Below are 20,126 nucleotides of genomic sequence, written 5' to 3'. Positions count from 1 at the left end.
CTGGTTGATTCATAAGTGGACATGCCCTTTTCTATTAAGCTCACAGTACTACATGGTCGATCTACGTGGTCTGTCTTTGTGGGTAATCTTGTCCCGGATCTTGTAATACGAAGTAAAAATTCTTTTTCCGTATGTTTTATTCAACTTTTTGTCGAATTATTCCAAAATGGAGTCGTGCAAAAAGGGGAAGTATTAAATCACAGGCATAGGGAAACAGGTTCCCAGGCAAAGCCGTTGGTGTCAGGGCCTTTGGGCAAGGCCTCCAACACCAGCGGCAGCAAAAATACCCGGCTATTTCCCTAAAAGTGCAGCTGCGCACCACAGATAAGGAGCCTGCCCATGAAGGTCGCCCGCATTACGTGGGCGGTCGTGGTAATATTGTTTATCATTCTTTTTGCCTGTGCCAACGCAAACTTCGGTTACATTATTACGTTCATCGATATGCGAAACCATAGCAGTCCAGGCTTTTTGAACTGCCGGGGCATATTCGGCTGCATCCAGCCACCCTTGCTGAATTCCAATAATAAAAGCATAAGTAAACATGGCAGTGCCGGATGTTTCCGGCCAAAAATCTGCTTCATCAATCAGTTGGCTCCACATGCCATCTGGTCTTTGGTGTTCTTTCAGGCTTTTCATCATGGTAAGGTAACCTTCCATAATTCGTGGGCGGTCTTTGTGATCTTTAGGCAGGTCACGAAGCAAATTTGGCATACCCACTGCCATCCATCCAGCTCCTCTTGCCCAATAGTAGGGAACATCCGGAGCGTGGTAGAAAAGCCCGTTCGGGCGTTGCAGTTTATCCAGGTATAGAACCATTTCTTTTGCCGCTCTATCAATATATTTGGGGTCGCCCGTTACTTTATACGCCTCGTTTTGTACAACAGTAATCATATACATATCGTCGATCCACAAACGGGTTTGCCATGAATACCCTTTATCTGCCCAGGCTTTTTCGTCCGGTTTCGCATTCCTGGGTAGTTCCCACTGTGCATCAGCATAGGCTAGTCCCATTTCCTTGTAGCGTACATCTTTGGTTATCTGGTAAAGTTTCAGCGCAACGCTGCCAAACATATTGTAGTCCACATGGTTCATTGGAGGCAATAATGCTTTTTCCCGGGTAAAGAAGGGTTCGAATTTGTCCTGTAAAAGCCTGATAAGCTTTTGGTCTTTTGTTTTTACTGCATAGTCCAAAGCGCCGTTCCAGGTGCAAACTTCGGCATAGTGAATGTACTGGCCTGCATAGAGTTCATGTCTGCCGTCCACGAAGTGGTAAGCCAATCGTTTGCCCACCTCGCCGGGTGTTGATCCCTTTGGAAATTTTGTAAGGAGGTTCTGCTGGGCAGACAAAAATTGAAAAGATATAATTGCCAGCAACGATAAAAATAATTTCCTCATAACGCTTTTTTGTAAAACTTATTTAAATGATAGTGGTTATTCACAATAAATTGTATTGGTTGTTCCCAACGCCTTGCGAAGAAATAAAATATCCTTCTTAAATTTTGTTCAGTTTTTTGTCGATTTGTGTCTAAAAATGAGAGGAAGTAAAAAGCCAACAAACTAATTCTAACCACCCTGCTTTCGCCAGTTAATAGACGAACAAGGGAAAAGGCAGGTTACAGGTTCCAAAAAGGTATTTTCCCCTTCCTGATTACCGCTTAGATGAATTTAATTAAATATAACAGTTAATATTATTAACTTAGTTTAACCGAAGTAATAGCACATGTAATCTTACAACTACCAGGTATTTTCTTTCACGTTATCCTTACACCCTCAGAACATTCAGATTTTTATATCATATATGTTAATTATACTGGTAATCATTTAATGTTTTTACTTGTGGCGACCATGGCATCGGACTGCTCGCCAAAATCGCTTCAACCCTCACCGTCAGATTTTCATCGGGAAACGTATAAACAGATAAATCAGCAATAAAATGAACACAACAGTCAGAAAAATATGGGTAATTGCGTTTGCGGCCTTCATTTTTGTGCCCTTCCATCCATGTAATGCACAAAGCACCTCCAAAGATAGCGCAGCAGCACTCTACAGGATCCTTGCCATTAAAGACAGTCTTGTTTATGACGATATCCTCAACACCTGCAACTTTAATGAACTGTCTTCCATATTGGCACCGGACTTTCAATTTCTCCAGGATAACGGCGGCCCGAAATATACCGGAGTGGTCGGCCGGGACAGGTTCATCAACGACTTTAAAAGTTATTGCTCCAAAAATAATAATCCAGCTGCTATGAAAAAGGTCAGAAGGGTAGTAGCTGGCACCTTGCAAGCCTATACTACCGGGGAGAATACTGCAATACAAATGGGTGTACAAAATTATTTCCTGACCAAAGCCGGGCAACCTGACCTTCTGGTAGACGTATCCCGCTTTATCAATACATGGACATTAAAAAATGGAGAATGGAAAATGACCAGGCAGTTCATATCATTGGAAAACTTCCATGCCCCACATACGGATAGCCTGTACGCCACCATAGAAGGGCTGGACGCTAAGCTTTTTGATGCCATCAATCACAAGGATCTGGCCACCCTGAAAGATATGTATGATGAATCGTTGGAGTTTTACCACGACAAAAGTGGCCTCATGGATTACAAGACGAGCATGGAAATCAATGAACGGCATTTTAAAGATACTGCCGCCAAATATGTTGAACGGAGAGAACTGGACAAAAACAGCCTGGAGGTTTTTCCTATACCCGGATTTGGGGCGATTGAAGTCGGTATGCACCGTTTTTATACCAGCTTTAACGGTGGCCCGGAAGAAGTGACGGCATCCCCGCGATTCGTCCTGGTCTGGCAGCAAAAAGGCAATCAATGGAAGGTGGTGAAAGTGGTCAGCTACGGACATTAGTACCGGTCGGCTTCCTATCATCCAAACTGAATAACCAAAATTTACTTGTAGCGAAATATTCGGCAAATGCTGTTAGCACATAAATCAGGTTAAAGGTTGTTAATAGAAATTTTAATGCTTAAATTCACTATAAAAAAACCCGCCCTCTTTTTAAACTAAACATCTTTTTATGAGCACTTCACAAAACAATAATCCCTCCGGATTAAAGGCCCAACCCGGTACAGAAAAAGTAGTTATACAGGATGAATGTGGCGATTCAATGTGGGAGGAGGTATTGGCGCAAACTCCAGACCTTACTACTATCATCAGTAAACAAATAACTACTGGATCTGATCAGGCACCTGCTTCAGAAAATGGTGAACCATCAAATAATAAATAGAAATGAATTATGCATCATTAGCATTTACAGATGCGGTCAAAGAAATGCAGGAAATATTAGGCAGCCGTAAAAGCTATGCCCGTTTGGAAGAAAAAAGCTATGTGGATGGCCTGAAAGAAAATGAAATGGCTTTTATTTCAGACAGGGACAGTTTTTTTATGGCTTCTATTGGAGAGAATGGATATCCTTATATTCAACATAGAGGTGGCATAAAAGGGTTTATAAAAGTATTGGATGAAAAACAACTGGGCATTATTGATTATAAAGGGAACTCCCAATATATTTCTGTAGGTAATATAGCTACCAACAATAAGATCGCATTGATTATGGTGGATTATCCAACAAGGACCCGGTTAAAATTATATGCCAGAGCCAGGATTGTAGAATTGGAGGAGGATCCTGCATTATATACCCGGCTGAGCGTAGAAGGGTCTCAGTCCCGACCTGAAAGAATGATGGTTTTTGATGTTGATGCCTACGACTGGAATTGTCATCAACACATTACACCCCGCTATACAATGGAGGAGATTAATAAGGCGTTTGCCTCACAAAACAATTACATTGCTCAATTGGAAGCGGAATTGAAAAGGTTAAAACAGACACCAGCTGCCGGCGAATAATTGGGGCCGGCTTTTTCATTATTTCCTATTAAATATAAAAATCAGGTTACTTCCTTCACACTTATAATCATCTTTTTGAAGACTACATTACCAAAATGGCTTGCAAATGCTACGTCCGCTGCATCGCGGCCATAAGCCATCACAATGCGTCCGCCCATGGGTTGATCCATAAGCGCATCAAATGTATACCAGCGATCTCCCACGTATGCTTCAAACCAGGCATGAAGATCCATGGGGTCCAACCCAAGCAGGTAACCGGCTACCATTCGGGCGGGAATATCCAGATTGCGGCAAAGTGCAATGGCGGCATGCGTAAAATCACGGCATACTCCCATCCTGGTGTGCAAAACATCCAATGCAGACGTAGTACTGTTAGTAGTACCATATTGACGGGTAAAATTAGTATGGACCCACTGTCGGATACATTCTACCTGAGCATAACCAGGTTGTATTCCCCCGGTGATTGCTGTGGCGATATCAGTTACCTTATCTGATTCGCAATACCTGCTGGGTAGCAGGAACTGCAACACATTATCCGGAAGCAATTCTATAGGTACATACGCTGCATCCATATTCACCTCAATAGTTTCAGTACACTCAGCTATTACACTACTTTCCAATGTAGAATCTCCTTCCGGAATGAGTAAACGCATTGCGATATTTCCATATCCATCTATATAATCGTTGCCTTTTACCCGTGGCGTAAATGAAAACTTCTCTTCCATGATAACCTGGTTGGGGGCACTTCGGGGGCGTACCATAAAGATTCCCGGCACAAGACACGTTGTCTGCATTTCAAAGTAGGAACTGGCCTGGATTAGCATGAAAATGATTTTTTAAGTAAACTGGGTTAATGATATGCCCATTTAAATGTACTTTATTATTTCGATGGCTCAGTTCCTTTATCCAAAATACCTTTTCTTTAGGATAATAAATTTATGCAGCTGCTGATCAGTCTGTCGGGAGGCAATTCTTTTTTTCAATAATAGATCTGCTATGGTGGAAATCATATACCCTGAATCCAGCAGCTCATCGGTAGGATAGCAAAACATAGTGTTTACGGATTATTAATTTAGAGTATCCTTAAAAACTAACAAAACAAAAGGATTTGTTTTACTTTAAGAGCCGTTTTTCAGAATTGACCGGGTTACTGCCTTTGTTTCCTGCTTTCACTCCATACCTATATACTTTTAAGTGGTTTTGATGAAATAAAAGGCGAATTCTATTGTATGTTTTTCAGATACTGTTTTATCGTTTGCTGGTTCCTGCGACTTATTGGTACTTTGTGTCCTGCGATTAGAACCTTAGATTGCCCAAAGGTACTTATGTGATTTAAAGACACGATGTAGGACTTATGTATCTTTAAAAAAAGACTTTGTGGCAAACGTTCCTTAATTGCTTTCAGACTGGAGTATACTGTATATTTTCGTTTTGTTGTCACTATCTGTACATAGTTCAACATAGATTCGACAAATAGTATATCTACAAAGGCAATTTTCTCTAAGCAATTATCACATTTGACATATAAGTAATCAGGATGTTCCAGGTTATTTTTTACGGTTAACGAGCCACAAATTTTAACTTTTGCCTTTTCACAGGCTTTTGTAAACCGCTCAAACGTTACAGGTTTCATTAAGTAATCGGTGACATTCAACTCAAATCCCTGCAAAGCATATTCAGGATAAGCGGTTATGAAAATAACCTGCTGCACCACCTCATGCCCTTGCAAAAACTCAATTCCACTCATTTGAGGCATTTTAATGTCCAGAAAAATCAAGTCAACCACGTCAGTTTCTAAGATAGCTTTGGCAATAATTGGATTACGTGCAGTGCCTACCAGGTGTAAGAAAGGGATTTTCTCAATGTATCCTTCAATTTGTTTACGTACCAATGGTTCATCTTCTACAATTATACAGTTCATCATTGGTTTAAGATTAAATTTAGATAGATGTAATACTTATGATCCAGTTCTTTGGTAGTAAGTTCATATTTATTTGAATATAAGAGTTCCAGTCGCTGTCTTACATTCTGCAAACCAATTCCGGTACTATCATATGTACCTGACAAAGGTTCCTTAACAGGGCTTGTATTCATACAATAAAAATGTAGGTTCTCACCTGTAAGCTGAATATCGATTTGTATAATATTCTCCCTGCTATCATCATCAGACACGTGCTTAAAAGCATTTTCAACGAATGGCATAAGCAGCAATGGAGAAATCGTAAGGTTGTTGTTATCTACTTTTACATTTAATATAGTAGTTGCTTCTGTACGTATTCGTTGAAGATTAAAGTAATTTTCCAGGTGCATTAATTCTTTGGACAAAGGAACGAAGTCAGCACTGCATTCATATAATTGGTAACGTAATAAGTCGGCTATATTCACTAATGTAAACTTTGCCTGTGGCAAATCAAAATCTAATTGTGTATAAAGACTATTAAGGGAATTGAATAAAAAATGAGGGTTAAGCTGTGCTTTGAGGTAGGTCAGTTCCGCCAGTGAATTGGCTTTTTCCATTTCATTAAGCCTACGTTGGGTATTCACACGATCAAGAGCCAGTTTTATAGCACCTCCTCCTAACAAACCCAATAATGCAATGAAGAAACGATTATACTGCAAATCAGTGTAGTTCCAGGAAAAATTAAAGTGAATGGGAACCACCATGTGATTCAAAAATAACTTCATAGCAAACGCATATCCACCTGCCAGAAGTATGAGATATATTAACGATTGTACCACCAGTTTTGTTAGGTGCTTATGTTTAAAATAACGGGGCATCAGGTATGAATAAATGCCGTAAAAGGCACAAAGTATCAAACTTACGTCGAGCGCAGAAAAGTAAAGGCGGTTTCCCTTATCACTGATATAAAAATACGTGATCTGGTTCCATATAAAAAAGAACCCCAGCCAAAAGCTCACATGTAGTAAAAAACGTTGCATGAACCAAGTTAATGAAAATGGTAAAAAAGTGCCTTCGTTTTATAGCAAATGTCTTGTTTACAGGATTAACGGTCGTCATGCAATTGCCATTGCCTGTCGTAAAAGAGATAAGACCTTTGGTATAATTTGAGATCATTTAGTCAGACCAGTATTTAATTTTCGCAAAAAAACATGAAAGCTATCATTGGATTGTTAATGGTAATCACCATATCCTTTCGTGGAATTGCCCAGGGAGTAGATACTACCATGTTGCTTGCTGCTAAATATTTCAGACAAGCAGACTCCGCAAGCAGCCGAAATCTTATGTGGAAGTATCCCCTTTATGGCCCTATGTTACTGGTTGATCCTCATTCCAGAACCACTTATGCGAATATGCCGGATAGTGCTGGGACTTTTACTTTCATAGCAGAAGGCCTGTACAAAGGGACTTTACCTCCGGAAGTGATGATTGCCAATACATCTATAAACTGGCAAGGCCGGTTGTGGGCAATTGTGTTATGGCCATTACCACTTGATATGGAGGAACGGCTCAGTCTCATGTTGCATGAATCCTTTCACCGTATACAACATCAACTTGGCTTTCCTGCTCTTAGCCCGACAATTGACCATCTGGCAACTACTGATGGACGTGTCTTTTTTCTGTTGGAACTCCAGGCTTTAAAAGCAGCCTTAGCTAAGCCAGTCAACCAGCGCAAGAGGGATTTGGTGAATGCACTGCTTTTTCGTAAAAAGAGACAGGAATTGTTTCCTTCCACCTTTGACAATGAACGCTTGCTGGAAATAAATGAGGGACTGGCTGAATACACAGGGATGTTACTGGGTAGGCTACCTGGAAGTATAAAACAATATTTATATAATGAGATTGATAAGGCTGACACCCGGTTGTCATTGATTCGATCTATGGCTTATATCACCGGTCCTGTTTACGGGCATCTGCTATATGAGAAATCGCCAGCCTGGGCAGAATCAGTCGACTCAAATTCCTCGTTCCCAGCTTTGATCAAAAAATACTATAAGCTGGCTGTGCCTGATAAAACGACTACATCTATATTGGCTAAACTGGAAAAGCAGTACCAGGGAGATCGTATCATACATGCTGAAAAAATGAAAGAGGCGAACAGACGGCAACAGGAAGATAATTATACCCGTCTTTTCACGCATCAACCGGTGTTGACTATCAACCTGGTGAAGATGAATATAGTATTTAATCCTAACAATTTATTTGATCTGGGTGAATGGGGGACTGTATATCCAAGCGCCGAAATAAATGATGTTTGGGGGAAGTTGAAGGTAGTGGATGGTGGTATGCTTATGAAGAACTGGAAAGTAATTACATTATCGACAAGGGATAGTCTATTTGTAAAAGATAATATTGTACACGGGAAAGGATGGCAGCTGCAACTAAATAAGGGCTGGGGAATTGAAAAAATGGACAGCCTGCAATCAGCGTTGATCAGGAAGGAATAATTTCAGTAGGGATGATGCTCATGTAGATATCCTGTCCTTTTTAGTGAAGAAAGGAAGAAAATAGGATTTTTCAGGATATCCAGCCAATTGTGTTAGTTTGCATTGCCGCGGGGCTCGGGCTGCTCAAGCTTTATCTCGTGTAAGTGGCCGGATTATGACGGGCGGCACCGGGCAGGGTATCAGTACCCGGGGCCAGTTTATTTTGATAGTATGGTATTTGCTGTAAGTGCTATAGCTTAAATTGTAGAAGTACCAAAACGTTTGTAATACTCATTTATGAAGGAAGGGCAATCAAAAAAAGCATCGACCGGCGATTTTGTTCGCGTGCGGGGCGCTAGGGAACACAATCTTAAAAATATCAATGTAGACATACCGCGAAATGCCCTGGTTGTTTTCACAGGTGTATCGGGCTCAGGTAAATCTTCGCTGGCATTTGGAACTTTGTATGCTGAAGCCCAACGACGTTATCTGGAATCAGTCTCACCCTATGCAAGACGATTATTTAACCAGATGTCCATTCCAGAAGTGGATGAAATCGAAGGTCTGCCTCCTGCTGTTGCCTTACAACAACAACGCGGTGCAGTAACCACACGTTCTTCTGTTGGTAGTGTAACAACAATATCCAACCTGCTCCGAATGTTGTTTTCAAGGGCAGGCGACTATCCCAAAGGACAATCGATCATCTACGCCGAAGGCTTTTCGCCAAATACACCGGAAGGGGCTTGTCCCAACTGCCACGGACTCGGACGTATCTATGATGTGACCGAAAAATCGATGGTCCCGGATGACAGTCTTACAATCCGTGAACGCGCCATTGCAGCATGGCCTACTGCCTGGCAGGGGCAAAACCTGCGCGAGATCCTGATGACGCTCGGCTATGATGTAGATAAGCCCTGGCGAGACCTTCCGAAGAAAGACCGTGATTGGATATTATTTACGGAAGAACAGCCAACCGTTCCAGTATATTCAGGCTTTTCTGCAAAAGAAGTAAAGAAGGCGCTGAGCCAAAAATTGGAACCGAGCTACATGGGCACCTTCACAGGTGCAAAGCGGTATATAATGCAGACCTTCGCCAATACGCAAAGCCAGCTAATGAAAAAGCGGGTCATGCAGTTTATGTCAGGCGCAGATTGCCCGGTATGCAATGGCAAAAGACTTAAAAAAGAATCGCTGTCTGTAAAATTTGCCGGTTATGATATTACAGAAATATCTCGCCTTCAATTGTATGAGCTTAATAAAATTTTTAGCTCTTATGCCAGTCATGCATCGTTCGATAAAATAAATGAATTACATCCTGAAAAGGCAATGGTGGCTCAACGTATTGCTGAAGATCTTGTGGCAAGGCTGTCTATAATGCTTGATCTCGGCCTTGGTTACCTTACACCGGAACGCAGCACGCCTACGCTATCACCGGGTGAGTTGCAAAGGCTGCGGCTCGCAACGCAGGTGCGTTCTAATTTATTCGGTGTTGTGTATGTGCTCGATGAACCTTCTGCGGGCCTTCATCCGGCGGATACTGAAGCATTACTGCGCGCGCTGGATAAGCTGAAAGATGCCGGCAATTCGCTTTTTGTAGTAGAGCATGAAGTGGATATCATTCGCCACGCTGACTGGGTAGTAGATGTCGGCCCTGCCGCCGGTGTTAACGGCGGTGAAATTCTATATAGTGGCCCTTTAAATGGGCTGCAGGAAATGAAAGCCTCTGTTACCCGGCGATATATAACACAACCGATTCCGCCTAAACGAACTGCACGAACTGCAACAAGCTGGCTGCGGTTAGAAGGAATCTCCCGCAATAATCTCAGTAACCTGGATGTTTCTTTTCCCTTAGGAGTTTTAACGAGTGTGACGGGTATTTCCGGCTCAGGTAAAAGCAGTCTTGTCAGCCAGGCACTTATAGAACTTGTAGCAGGGCAGCTTGGCCAGGAAATAGATGCACCAACGGAAGATCAACAAGATTTACTTGAGGAAGAACCAGTTCTTTCATCAGGGCGGATAACGGAAGGTATGGAACAGGTTAAACGCCTGGTGCGGGTGGATCAAAAGCCGATTGGCCGTACACCAAGGTCTAATCTTGCTACATACACCGGCTTGTTTGACCATGTGCGTAAACTTTTTGCAGGAACGAAAATGGCGAAAGCGCGTCATTACGATGCAGGGCGTTTTTCGTTTAACGTAGCCAAGGGGCGTTGTCCACATTGCGCAGGTGAAGGCTTTGTAATGGTAGAATTGTTGTTCTTGCCAAGCGTGTATTCTCCATGTCCTACCTGCCACGGCACGCGGTACAACGACAAAACCCTCGAAATAAAATACAAGGACAAGAATATTGCTGAAGTACTCTCGATGTCAGTAGATGCTGCATGGGAATTTTTTAAAGAAGAGGAAATCCTGCGGCGTAGCCTGGATGTGGTGCGACAGGTAGGATTAGGTTATTTAAGGTTAGGTCAGCCTGCTACAGAGCTATCAGGCGGTGAGGCACAACGCATCAAACTGGCAACGGAACTGCAGCGTTCGCAACGTGGCCATACGCTTTATGTGCTGGATGAACCCACGACAGGATTACACCCTTCAGATGTAGAGAAACTCATGGTGCAATTAAATTCGCTGGTAGATGCGGGCAACACGGTGATTGTTGTTGAGCACGACATGCACGTTATTGCGCAAAGCGATTGGGTGATCGACATTGGGCCGGGTGCCGGCGAACATGGCGGAAGGATCGTTGCGGAAGGAATACCGGCGGCGGTGGCAAAGAATAAAAGAAGTAAAACAGCTGCTTATTTATCCCGGTATGTATAACCTGGGTCAGGAACTAAATGAAACTAACCAGGAGCATTTATTTACCTTTAAATGACATGGCCGCAGAGCTAACACCATGAACACATGGGGTCAGTAAAATAGAAGATTTTCATAATCAAATTTGAAGTAATAATGATGTAAAGATGAGGGAATGAAAAATGAGACATAATGGAAGAGTCTGACTTTCTGATGGACGTTTTACATCACATTAGCCATCTCTATCGCAAAAAATGGCCGCTTGGGTTGTTAGGCGGCCATTGGGATAAGTTGATGATGAAGAGGTGTTGTTACTGCTTGAGTCAGGCAGCATCTGCAGTATCGTGGCCACCTTTAAACCGTTCAAGAAAAGCCATATACAGAGGCACACTTTTCTCAACCCATTCATCCGAAACATTATAAGCCATTCCATAATAAGCGAAAAGTGGCCTGTAATCCGTTTTCACATACTGAAAAGTTAATTCAAACGGTCGGGTCAACTCCTCAAGGGAGTAACCGTAAGTAGAACCAGGCTGCACTTCTTCCTCATTTAATCCTAATGATATGGCCAATGTAATCTTTTTCCCTTTTAATTTATAATCGCTCTGACTGCCATAGGCCCATCCCCTGATGAACACCTCGTCTATCCACTTTTTTAATAAGAAAGGGCAATTGAACCAATAAAAAGGAAATTGAAGAACGATGTGATCATGGGCTTCGAGCAGTTTCTGTTCGGCTATAATATCGAATTGCAGGTTCGGATAAGCTTCATGCAGCTGATGTACATGATACAGATCTGGGAATTTTTGTAACTCCTCGACCCATCTTTTATTGATCACAGAATTTTTTATATCCGGATGGATAACGACAACTAATGTTTTCATTTTAAAATAATATTGTGAGACAAAAATATGTGCTCTAATTTGGACTATTTATATTTGCAACCAGTTGTAGGATACTATAAAAAATGTAAGTATGTCCAGAATCAAAGAAACCTCCACCAACTTCGCCAACAGGCAAGCTTTAGCGGATAATTGCTCAGAGGTCTATGCTTCGAACATCCTTGGCGGACAATGGGCTATTGTGATCTGCTCTTGTTTAGCGACTGGTAAGCTCAGGTTTGGTGAACTAAAAAGGCTCCTTCCCAATATCACTGAACGTATGCTTTCTCTACAGCTCCGCAAACTGGAAGACCACAAAATTATTAGCCGCTCCGTTTACGCAGAAGTACCGCCGAGAGTAGAATACGAGTTAACGGACATTGGATATGAGTTAGTGCCTATCATCAAGCAGCTTGAGCAATGGGGTGAAATGCACAAACAATATGTGAAGAAGAATGATTGCGATAACGTTTTTTAAGTTTTTCCTCTGGAAATAAATGGGCATATTTTTCACATGTTACCGTTTTTAGCGGAGAAAGATGGATTCGAACGCCCGGAGCTGTTACAGTCAAAATCATTTAAGTCATGACTGGCAAGTTCAATTTCAAATCCTAGCAAAATTTTAAAGGCCTTCAGATTATTTATCTGAAGGCCTTTAAAATTTTGCTAAACGTTACCGTTTATTTAGCGGGCTACGGGGTAAAACTTTCGAACCTATTTACAGAAGATTTATCTGAGATTCACAACTTTATTGGTAAAATGAAATTAAAAATCTGTTGAAATCCAGATATAGATCAAATTTCATTTACATCTTTGTGCCGCACGGTATTATGATGTATGCACATAAAACAGATGACCTCATTACCTTTCTTTTTTAAACAGGAATTTTCTATGCGTAACTCCCCATTCCGAAATAGCGTCAATTACCACGCTTAAAGTCTTACCATGTTTCGTTAGTTCGTATTCCACAGTTATCGGCTTCGTAGGCATCACAGTTCGGACCACTATTTCATTTTGCTCAAGTTCCTGTAACTCTTTAGAGAGCATTTTAGCAGCAATACCGTCTATCCCACGCAGCATATCCATAAAACGCACCTTACCATATAGCATCAGCCATCCAATAATCTGAATTTTCCATTTCCCCGATAATAAGATCATGGTGTCCTTTATTGCAATTAATTGCTCTCTACAATCAGGTGCTTGCGAGGATGTTTTCTTTGCATTCATGTGATTCAAATTACTGTAATTACTTTATCAATAAATACTTGATTTCATCAAGGAAACCAGTTTCTAAAAGGTAACGGATAACAATTGTAAAGTTATGTCAAATTAATTTTATGCTGTAAATATTAAACTCATGCAGAAAGAAAAAAGAATTTATTGGATTATTACTGTTATTGGAATGGCTTTGATTGTGCTTCCATCCTATTTTGCCCCGCGGACATACCTAATCGAATCCATACACAGACTTGGCTTCCCTGCTTATTTCAATCTTGAATTAGACATCTGTAAGATCGTTGGTGCGGTAATTATCCTCATCCCTGCCATACCCAGGATGTTTAAAGAATGGGCTTATGTCGCTTTCGGAATATTACTGCTTTCCGCAAGCCTGGCACATTGGCTCGCTGATGGTGTTGCAAAAGGTGTGGCACCGCTGATTCCGTTTGCAATACTATGTGTATCCTATTATTATTTCAGAAAACTAAGCTATGTCAAATAAAACGCCTGCAGTAATCGTAACCTTTATTTTGACATTGATTGTCGCTAATCTGTTCGGTGAGCGCAAGATTATAACCGGAATAAATGATAACAGAAATAATGATACCGTAAAAAAAGAAATGCAAAAAAGAATGAAAATAGAAATCTGGAGCGATGTGATGTGCCCTTTTTGTTATATCGGCAAAAGGAATTTGGAAGCTGCCCTGGCGCAATTTTCTGACAGGAAAAATATAGAGGTGGAATGGAAAAGTTTCCAGCTTGATCCTTCTATTCCTGAAGTGCCACTGCACCACGAAAACATTTACCAGTTTGTGGCTGCACGGAAAGGAATCAGTTATGAGCAGTCGGTTGAAATGCATCAGCAGGTAGTAAGGATGGCTAAGGATGCCGGGCTTGAATATCATTTCGATAAAGCGCTTGTCACTAATTCGTTGAAAGCTCATCGCCTGATCCAGATGGCAAAAACAAAAGGACTGGGAGGAAAAGCAGAAGAGCGCCTGTTTTATGCATACTTCACAGATGGAAAGGATCTTTCTGATGATGCAGTTTTAACAGAACTGGGAAATGATATAGGTCTGACGAATGGTGATGTAAAAGAAGCGCTTACCAACACTGTTTTTCAACATAAGGTGGAAGCAGACGGGGCTGAAGCATACAGGTTGGGGGCAAAAGGAGTTCCTTTCTTTGTGATAGATAGCAAGTATGCTATCGCTGGTGCTTGGTCCGGTACTGAAATGCTCAAAGTATTGCAAACTGCTTATGCGGAATGGAAGAAGGATAACTCTGGTATGCTTCAGGTTACTCAGGGTGTGACCTGTACACCCGGTAATGAGTGTACACATTAGTTAATCAATATAAAATACAAGAGAGTTAATATGAAAAAAACAATAGCCATTATCGGTGCTGGGCCGGGCGTAGGATTTGCTGTAGCAGAAAGATTTGGAAAAGAGGGGTACAATGTTGCGCTGCTTGCGAGAAACGTGGGAAAACTAAATATGCTAAAAGATGATTTACTGAAGAATGGTGTTCAGGCCGCGTCTTTCCAGGCCGACATTTTAGACAGGGAGCATTTATCCCGCTCGCTCCTGGAGGTTATCAATTATTATGGAGCAATTGATGTATTGGAATTTAGTCCAACCCCCACCTGGGAAAGTATTCGGACTGCGAGAAATATAGATGTAGCGAATGAGGAGCATCATCTCGATTACCAGGTACTCGCTGCCATAGCTGCCGTGCAGGCCGTACTCCCACAAATGCTGGAAAGAAAAGACGGCAGCATCCTGTTCACGACCGCATCATCCGCTCAGAATCCCGTCAATAGAACCGCCAGCTTTGGGGTTGCAGCAGGCGCGTTATTAAATTATGTGCGGCTGCTTAATATGGATTTGAAAGAGGACAATATTTATGCAGGTATTGTGTCCATAGGTGCCTTGGTCGTAAGTGAAGGTAAGCATAAGGGAGATTTTCCGGAGGGGATGCCAACAATAACAGCAGCTGAGGTTGCAAACGCGCACTGGAAACTTCATCAGCAGCGGGAGATTGCAGAAATTATCTTATCGTAAATTTCGCGGGAAGGTTTAATGCAGGATTGATCAAAGAGATATATTATCCATCTTTAGGAAATGACTAGGAAATTGTAAGAATGCTGAGGAAGAACAGTTTGACGGCCTATTAAGCATGCACTTTAAAGGAGTGTGCTTTCTAACCAAAAAACTTCTGCCCGATGGATAACGGTCCAGGCGCAGAATGGGCAATGGAATGTAGGACGGTAAAATATGTGTCGCTGTCACACAATTCGTAAGGAAAGAATGGACTGGGATAATAAACAGATCAGCGTGAAACCCTACTGGAATGCAGTGAAGATGGGATCGAACTAAAAACACTTCAAATAAACAACTAAAGGAAATGGCATCAAAAAACTGGTCATCTAAGGACATCCCTTCACAACAAGGGAAAAACATCATCGTCACTGGTGCCAACAGCGGCCTGGGCCTGGAAGCAACTACAGTACTGGCCAAAAAAGGTGCTAACATCATTATGGCCGTTCGTAACCTGGAAAAAGGAAAAGAAGCCGCAAAAAAAATCAAAACTCGGCAACCAGATGCAAAACTAGACTTGATGTTGCTGGATCTCTCTGATTTGCACTCTATCCATCGTTTTTCAGACGAATTTCATTCAAAATATTCCCAATTGCATATCCTGATCAATAACGCAGGGATAATGGCTCCGGCAAACCGGCTGTCGACAAAACAGCACTTCGAAGTGCAATTTGGTGCCAATCACTTGGGACATTTCGCGCTGACGGGATTACTGTTGGACATTATTAAGAAAACGCCCAATTCCCGTGTCGTCCTTCAAAGCAGTAACGCCCATAATGAGTCCTTTATGAAGCCGAACATTCATTTTGATGATCTGAACTGGGAAAAATCCTATAACCGCTATCAGGCTTACGCACAAGCCAAATTGTCGAATCTGCTCTTCGCCTATGAGTTGGACAGAAGATTTAAATCCAATAATATTTCCGCCATTGCAACGGCAGCCCATCCCGGATGGACAAGAACCAACCTCCAAAAATCGTTCGGCTTCTTAGTGTTCAATATTCTAAATTACATTGTCGGGCAAAATATACACACGGGTACCTTGCCTATTTTAAGAGCAGCCACAGAGGAAAATATATCCGGTGGCGAATATTTTGGCCCAACAGGTTTGAATGGTCTCCGGGGATATCCTAAGCTGATAAAATCAAGCGACAAATCGTACGATGAAGAGCTGGCCAGGAAGCTTTGGGACGTTTCTGAAAAGTTGACAGAAGTTAAGTGTAATTTCAGGTAAAAGGACCATTTAGCCGAATTGGAAAGCGCGGAGATGGCGGGATTAGCTTCGGGCAAAGCCCTCGCTGATCCCGTGTAAGGGGGGCTTAAGTCTTTCTAAAGGCACCTTCAGGCGGCCATTTGAAAGACTTGCGGAGAAAGAGGGATTCGCCCCCCCCGGACCTGTTACAGTCAAAAATCATTTAAGTCATGACTGGCAAGTTCAATTTCAAATCCTACCACAATATTAAGGGCCTTCAGATTATTCATCTGAAGGCCCTTAATATTATGCTAAACGTTACCGTTTATTTAGCGGAGAAAGAGGGATTCGAACCCCCGGACCTGTTACAGTCAACGGTTTTCAAGACCGCCGCATTCGACCGCTCTGCCATTTCTCCGCTGCAAATGTGAAAAACTGAATGATATTCACCAAATATTTTTTTAAAATGTGTAAAACATTTTTTGCCTTTCACTGTTTCTCCAACCTGCCCCAAGCTACAAATCACTCCTCAAAACCGCGCCATTACTAGCATTCGTCACTAAAGCCCTATACTGCCCTAACCATCTTGAATGCAACGCTTTTTTCACCGGCACAAACTCTTTCCTCCGCTTTTCAATCTCCTCAGCCCCCAATTTTACCTCCAAAATGTACTTGTCTACATCAATATGAATCTCATCTCCATCCTTTAGCAACCCAATCATCCCCCCTTCAGCAGCCTCTGGGGATACGTGTCCAATAGACGCACCTCTCGTCGCCCCACTAAACCGACCATCCGTAATCAAAGCCACAGAACTTCCCAATCCCATCCCCATAATCAAACTGGTGGGGGTCAGCATCTCCTGCATCCCAGGCCCACCTTTCGGTCCTTCATACCTGATCACCACCACATCGCCCGCCTTCACTTTCCCCATCAGGATGCCTTCAATCGCTTCGGGTTGCCCATCAAAACACACTGCTTTACCCGTAAATATCCTTGAACCTGTAATCCCTGCTGTCTTAATCACCGCACCCTGTTCCGCCAGATTTCCGTACAAAATCGCCAATCCACCTACCTGGCTATAGGGATTATCGATCCTGTGAATGACCTTGTCGTCCTTAATTTCCGCATCCTGAATCTTTTCAAAAATGGTTTCCCCGCTTATCGTCAGATTATCAATCAGTACGCCATTCCCTCTTTTATTCATCTCTTTCATCACCGCATTTACCCCTCCCGCCTTATTAATATCCTCCATATGCACAGTCGTCAGACTAGGGGAGATCTTTGCGATATGAGACACATTCTTAGAAATCTCATTAATATCCTTCAGCTGGAAATTGATATCCGCTTCATTGGCAATCGCCAGCATATGTAGCACAGTATTGGTACTGCCCCCCATCGCCATATCCACTGCGAATGCATTCCGCACGGCATTTTCATTCAGAATGTTCTTCAGTTTGAATTGCTCTCTGGCCACATCATCCTTTACAATGTCACAAATCCTTTTGGCTGCGATTCTGTATAGAGCCTCCCTTTCAGGTGTCTGGGCGAGGATCGTTCCATTTCCTGGCAGGGCTATACCCATTGCTTCCATGAGTGTATTCATAGAATTCGCGGTAAACATACCAGAGCAACTACCTCCACTCGGGCATGCATTGCACTCAATGTCTCTGAGTTCTTCATCACTCATCATCCCTGCTTCATGTTTCCCTACTGCTTCAAAAGCGGTGGCCAGGTCGATAGGTGTACCGTCTTTCTTATACCCTTTAGCCATAGGTCCGCCACTGACAAAAATGGTCGGTACATTGACCCTGAGTGCCCCCATGATCATCCCTGGCACTATTTTATCGCAGTTAGGAATTGCGATCATTGCATCCAGTTTATGTGCATTCATCACACTCTCTACAGAACTGGCAATCAGTTCCCTGCTAGGCAATGAAAACAGCATGCCGTCATGCCCCATGGCAATCCCGTCATCTACCCCAATGGTATTAAATTCAAAAGGAACGCAGCCATTTGCACGAATTTCATCTTTAATAATTTCAGCTACTTTATTCAGGAAAAAGTGTCCCGGTATGATTTCAATAAACGAATTTGCCACGCCAATAAAAGGCTTATTGAAATCTTCGTCTTTTAATCCGGTTGCTCTGAATAATGATCTGTGTGGTGTTCTTTGATACCCTTTTTTTACTTCATCACTTCTCATGATGGTATTTTGTTTTAGAATTACATATGTGATTTCAGTCTGCTAAGCGTCTCCGGCGATATATTGAGATAGGCGGCAAGATTAGCATTGGATAAGCGTTGAATGAGTTCCGGGTTGTTAATCAGCAGGTTGCGGTATCGTTCTGCAGCGTTTTGAGTAAGAAGGCTACTGAGTTTTGAGTTAATGACGGTCAGGCCGTATTCGAGAATGTAGATATAGATCTTATCCCATCCGGGAATGCGTTCTCTTAGTCGGAAGAAATCGTGATGGGTGATGACCAGCAACTCCGAGATCTCTACAGCCTGTATGTACTCAGGTGCCGGCTTTCTGGAAATAAAACTGACGATAGAAGTCAGGAAAGTATTTTCGAAAGCCATGAACCGGGTAGAGTCGTTACCATAGGAGAGGCGGAGGCAGCCTTTGGAAATGAAAAACAGCTTGTCTGCCACCATACCTTCTTCCAGCAATAGTTCGTTCTTTTTTGCTGTGACCTGTTTGAAATAGGAGAGGGCCTCAGCGAGCTGTTCTTCACTGAGGAACGTATTTTTACTTATGAGGTCTGCAAGGTCGGCCTTCATTAGTCTGCAATTGTTGGGATCAAAGATGGGGGAATTTCTTATCAAAAAGATTGACCTTGGTCAAAATCGGGGAGGGGTAAATACAGAGGCTCAAAAGTAGTCTGAAGGCATTGAGAATTACATAATCAGAAATTCTCTCCGTCAGGTACCCGAATTAAATCCCGGGAATTTTACTTTTGATACAACCTCTATAGTATTGTATTAACTATTTGAAGTAGCCGGCTTTTAATTATTGTAAATCTCTGATCATGAGAGCTAACTTGCGTTCTTCCTTTTCACTGATAAATGCAATTCCGGTTAAAAACAAGAAAACATTATTCCTTGTAATGGCCACTTGATTTGGAGGGCAGACAGAATATGGATAAACCTGGTTTGGTTTAGAATAATGTTACCCTGGAAGACCTATTTAAATACATAGTGTCTTTTGTGATAGAGAATATTTATTAAGATTTGATTAAACAGCGTCAGCTAAATATTTTTTTATACCATTCTCCAACATTTAATCGTATAAGGGAATAGTATTTACAGATAATATTGGGTAGTTTAAAGTTTGCTCTTTTAGAATTGTATTCATTTACTGTAAAGTAGCCGTAAAAACCTCCATCTTGATCAACAATTACCGGTGGATATTGGGCATACAAATTAAACGGTGAGGTGTTGCTATACTCACTTCCATAGGAACCATATTCGTTCCATATTGATAAAGAGTTGTATCGTGATCCATATTTTCCGTATTCATTCCATATTGAGCTGGCATCATATGAGTTGCAATTTAAACAACCAAGGTATACATCATGGCTATCACCGCCATAAATGTGGAGAGCTTTTTGGGATCAAGTTGAATTCTTGGGGGGAATGCTAAAAATTTGTTGCTTTGCAACTCATTAAAGAAGCAACAAACTTGGAT

18 protein-coding genes and 1 tRNA gene are annotated in these 20,126 nt (G+C 42.0%); 10 read left to right on the top strand and 9 right to left on the bottom strand.

From position 1 onward, the window contains the following. Positions 1 to 291: 291 nt before the first annotated feature. Complete coding sequence (locus DXN04_RS32925; protein WP_116857682.1) at positions 292 to 1,395, bottom strand: glycoside hydrolase family 88/105 protein; 1,104 nt, start codon at positions 1,393 to 1,395, stop codon at positions 292 to 294. A 538-nt stretch (positions 1,396 to 1,933) separates the two neighbouring features. Here DXN04_RS32925 and DXN04_RS32920 point away from each other — a divergent pair. From DXN04_RS32920 to DXN04_RS32910, 3 genes are all read left to right on the top strand, one after another. Next, positions 1,934 to 2,869: a nuclear transport factor 2 family protein gene (locus tag DXN04_RS32920; RefSeq protein ID WP_116857681.1), complete on the top strand. Its 936-nt coding sequence runs from the start codon at positions 1,934 to 1,936 to the stop codon at positions 2,867 to 2,869. A 169-nt stretch (positions 2,870 to 3,038) separates the two neighbouring features. Continuing rightward, positions 3,039 to 3,248 (top strand): hypothetical protein, encoded by a 210-nt coding sequence (locus DXN04_RS32915; RefSeq protein WP_116857680.1) that lies wholly within the window; start codon positions 3,039 to 3,041, stop codon positions 3,246 to 3,248. A 2-nt stretch (positions 3,249 to 3,250) separates the two neighbouring features. Continuing rightward, on the top strand, positions 3,251 to 3,868 hold the full coding sequence (locus DXN04_RS32910) for a pyridoxamine 5'-phosphate oxidase family protein (RefSeq protein WP_116857679.1): 618 nt from the start codon (positions 3,251 to 3,253) through the stop codon (positions 3,866 to 3,868). A 41-nt stretch (positions 3,869 to 3,909) separates the two neighbouring features. Here DXN04_RS32910 and DXN04_RS32905 read toward each other — a convergent pair whose 3' ends face one another. From DXN04_RS32905 to DXN04_RS32895, 3 genes are all read right to left on the bottom strand, one after another. After that, positions 3,910 to 4,692: a transglutaminase-like domain-containing protein gene (locus DXN04_RS32905; protein WP_116857678.1), complete on the bottom strand. Its 783-nt coding sequence runs from the start codon at positions 4,690 to 4,692 to the stop codon at positions 3,910 to 3,912. Between the two features lie 398 nt (positions 4,693 to 5,090). Further along, positions 5,091 to 5,792, bottom strand: a complete 702-nt coding sequence (locus DXN04_RS32900) for a LytR/AlgR family response regulator transcription factor (RefSeq protein ID WP_116857677.1) — start codon at positions 5,790 to 5,792, stop codon at positions 5,091 to 5,093. After that, positions 5,789 to 6,553 carry a sensor histidine kinase gene (locus tag DXN04_RS32895; protein WP_158569280.1) on the bottom strand — a complete coding sequence of 255 codons (765 nt, stop codon included), beginning with the start codon at positions 6,551 to 6,553 and terminating at the stop codon, positions 5,789 to 5,791. Before DXN04_RS32895 ends, DXN04_RS32900 begins: the two co-directional genes overlap by 4 nt. Before the next feature lie 426 nt (positions 6,554 to 6,979). On the opposite strand from DXN04_RS32895, the gene DXN04_RS32890 reads away from it, so the two are divergent. Then, the gene (locus DXN04_RS32890) at positions 6,980 to 8,275 is read left to right on the top strand and encodes a hypothetical protein (protein WP_116857675.1); all 1,296 of its coding nucleotides are present in this window, start codon (positions 6,980 to 6,982) and stop codon (positions 8,273 to 8,275) included. Positions 8,276 to 8,551: 276 nt separating this feature from the next. Continuing rightward, positions 8,552 to 11,071, top strand: a complete 2,520-nt coding sequence (uvrA, locus tag DXN04_RS32885; protein ID WP_116857674.1) for an excinuclease ABC subunit UvrA — start codon at positions 8,552 to 8,554, stop codon at positions 11,069 to 11,071. 299 nt (positions 11,072 to 11,370) lie between these two features. Here the strand turns inward: uvrA and DXN04_RS32880 are convergent, their stop codons facing one another. Beyond that, positions 11,371 to 11,931 (bottom strand): NAD(P)H-dependent oxidoreductase, encoded by a 561-nt coding sequence (locus DXN04_RS32880; protein ID WP_116857673.1) that lies wholly within the window; start codon positions 11,929 to 11,931, stop codon positions 11,371 to 11,373. 91 nt (positions 11,932 to 12,022) lie between these two features. Between DXN04_RS32880 and DXN04_RS32875 the strand changes: the two genes are divergently transcribed. Then, the gene (locus DXN04_RS32875; protein WP_116857672.1) at positions 12,023 to 12,406 is read left to right on the top strand and encodes a winged helix-turn-helix transcriptional regulator; all 384 of its coding nucleotides are present in this window, start codon (positions 12,023 to 12,025) and stop codon (positions 12,404 to 12,406) included. A 383-nt stretch (positions 12,407 to 12,789) separates the two neighbouring features. On the opposite strand, the gene DXN04_RS32870 is transcribed toward DXN04_RS32875, so the two are convergent. Beyond that, a complete protein-coding gene (locus DXN04_RS32870; RefSeq protein WP_116857671.1) occupies positions 12,790 to 13,155 on the bottom strand; it encodes a winged helix-turn-helix transcriptional regulator in 366 nt (121 codons plus the stop codon). Positions 13,156 to 13,285: 130 nt separating this feature from the next. On the opposite strand from DXN04_RS32870, the gene DXN04_RS32865 reads away from it, so the two are divergent. The 4 genes from DXN04_RS32865 (at position 13,286) to DXN04_RS32850 (ending at position 16,479) form a co-directional block, all read left to right on the top strand. After that, a complete protein-coding gene (locus tag DXN04_RS32865) occupies positions 13,286 to 13,648 on the top strand; it encodes a DoxX family protein (protein WP_199415194.1) in 363 nt (120 codons plus the stop codon). 130 nt (positions 13,649 to 13,778) lie between these two features. Next, the gene (locus DXN04_RS32860) at positions 13,779 to 14,492 is read left to right on the top strand and encodes a DsbA family oxidoreductase (protein ID WP_116857719.1); all 714 of its coding nucleotides are present in this window, start codon (positions 13,779 to 13,781) and stop codon (positions 14,490 to 14,492) included. A gap of 30 nt (positions 14,493 to 14,522) precedes the next feature. Then, positions 14,523 to 15,209 carry an SDR family NAD(P)-dependent oxidoreductase gene (locus DXN04_RS32855; RefSeq protein ID WP_116857670.1) on the top strand — a complete coding sequence of 229 codons (687 nt, stop codon included), beginning with the start codon at positions 14,523 to 14,525 and terminating at the stop codon, positions 15,207 to 15,209. Between the two features lie 343 nt (positions 15,210 to 15,552). After that, entirely contained in the window at positions 15,553 to 16,479 is a 927-nt protein-coding gene (locus DXN04_RS32850; protein ID WP_116857669.1) for an oxidoreductase, read from the top strand. Between the two features lie 291 nt (positions 16,480 to 16,770). Here DXN04_RS32850 and DXN04_RS32845 read toward each other — a convergent pair. From DXN04_RS32845 to DXN04_RS32835, 3 genes are all read right to left on the bottom strand, one after another. Continuing rightward, positions 16,771 to 16,855: transfer RNA gene (locus tag DXN04_RS32845), tRNA-Ser, on the bottom strand. A gap of 97 nt (positions 16,856 to 16,952) precedes the next feature. Then, positions 16,953 to 18,641 carry a dihydroxy-acid dehydratase gene (ilvD, locus tag DXN04_RS32840; protein WP_116857668.1) on the bottom strand — a complete coding sequence of 563 codons (1,689 nt, stop codon included), beginning with the start codon at positions 18,639 to 18,641 and terminating at the stop codon, positions 16,953 to 16,955. A gap of 20 nt (positions 18,642 to 18,661) precedes the next feature. Then, on the bottom strand, positions 18,662 to 19,219 hold the full coding sequence (locus tag DXN04_RS32835; RefSeq protein ID WP_116857667.1) for a Crp/Fnr family transcriptional regulator: 558 nt from the start codon (positions 19,217 to 19,219) through the stop codon (positions 18,662 to 18,664). Positions 19,220 to 20,126: the final 907 nt, after the last annotated feature.

Source organism: Chitinophaga silvisoli (genome assembly GCF_003412465.1).
Lineage (GTDB): Bacteria > Bacteroidota > Bacteroidia > Chitinophagales > Chitinophagaceae > Chitinophaga > Chitinophaga silvisoli.
The sequence above is the reverse complement of the archived record's forward strand: the minus strand, read 5'-3'. Positions and strand labels throughout refer to the sequence as shown.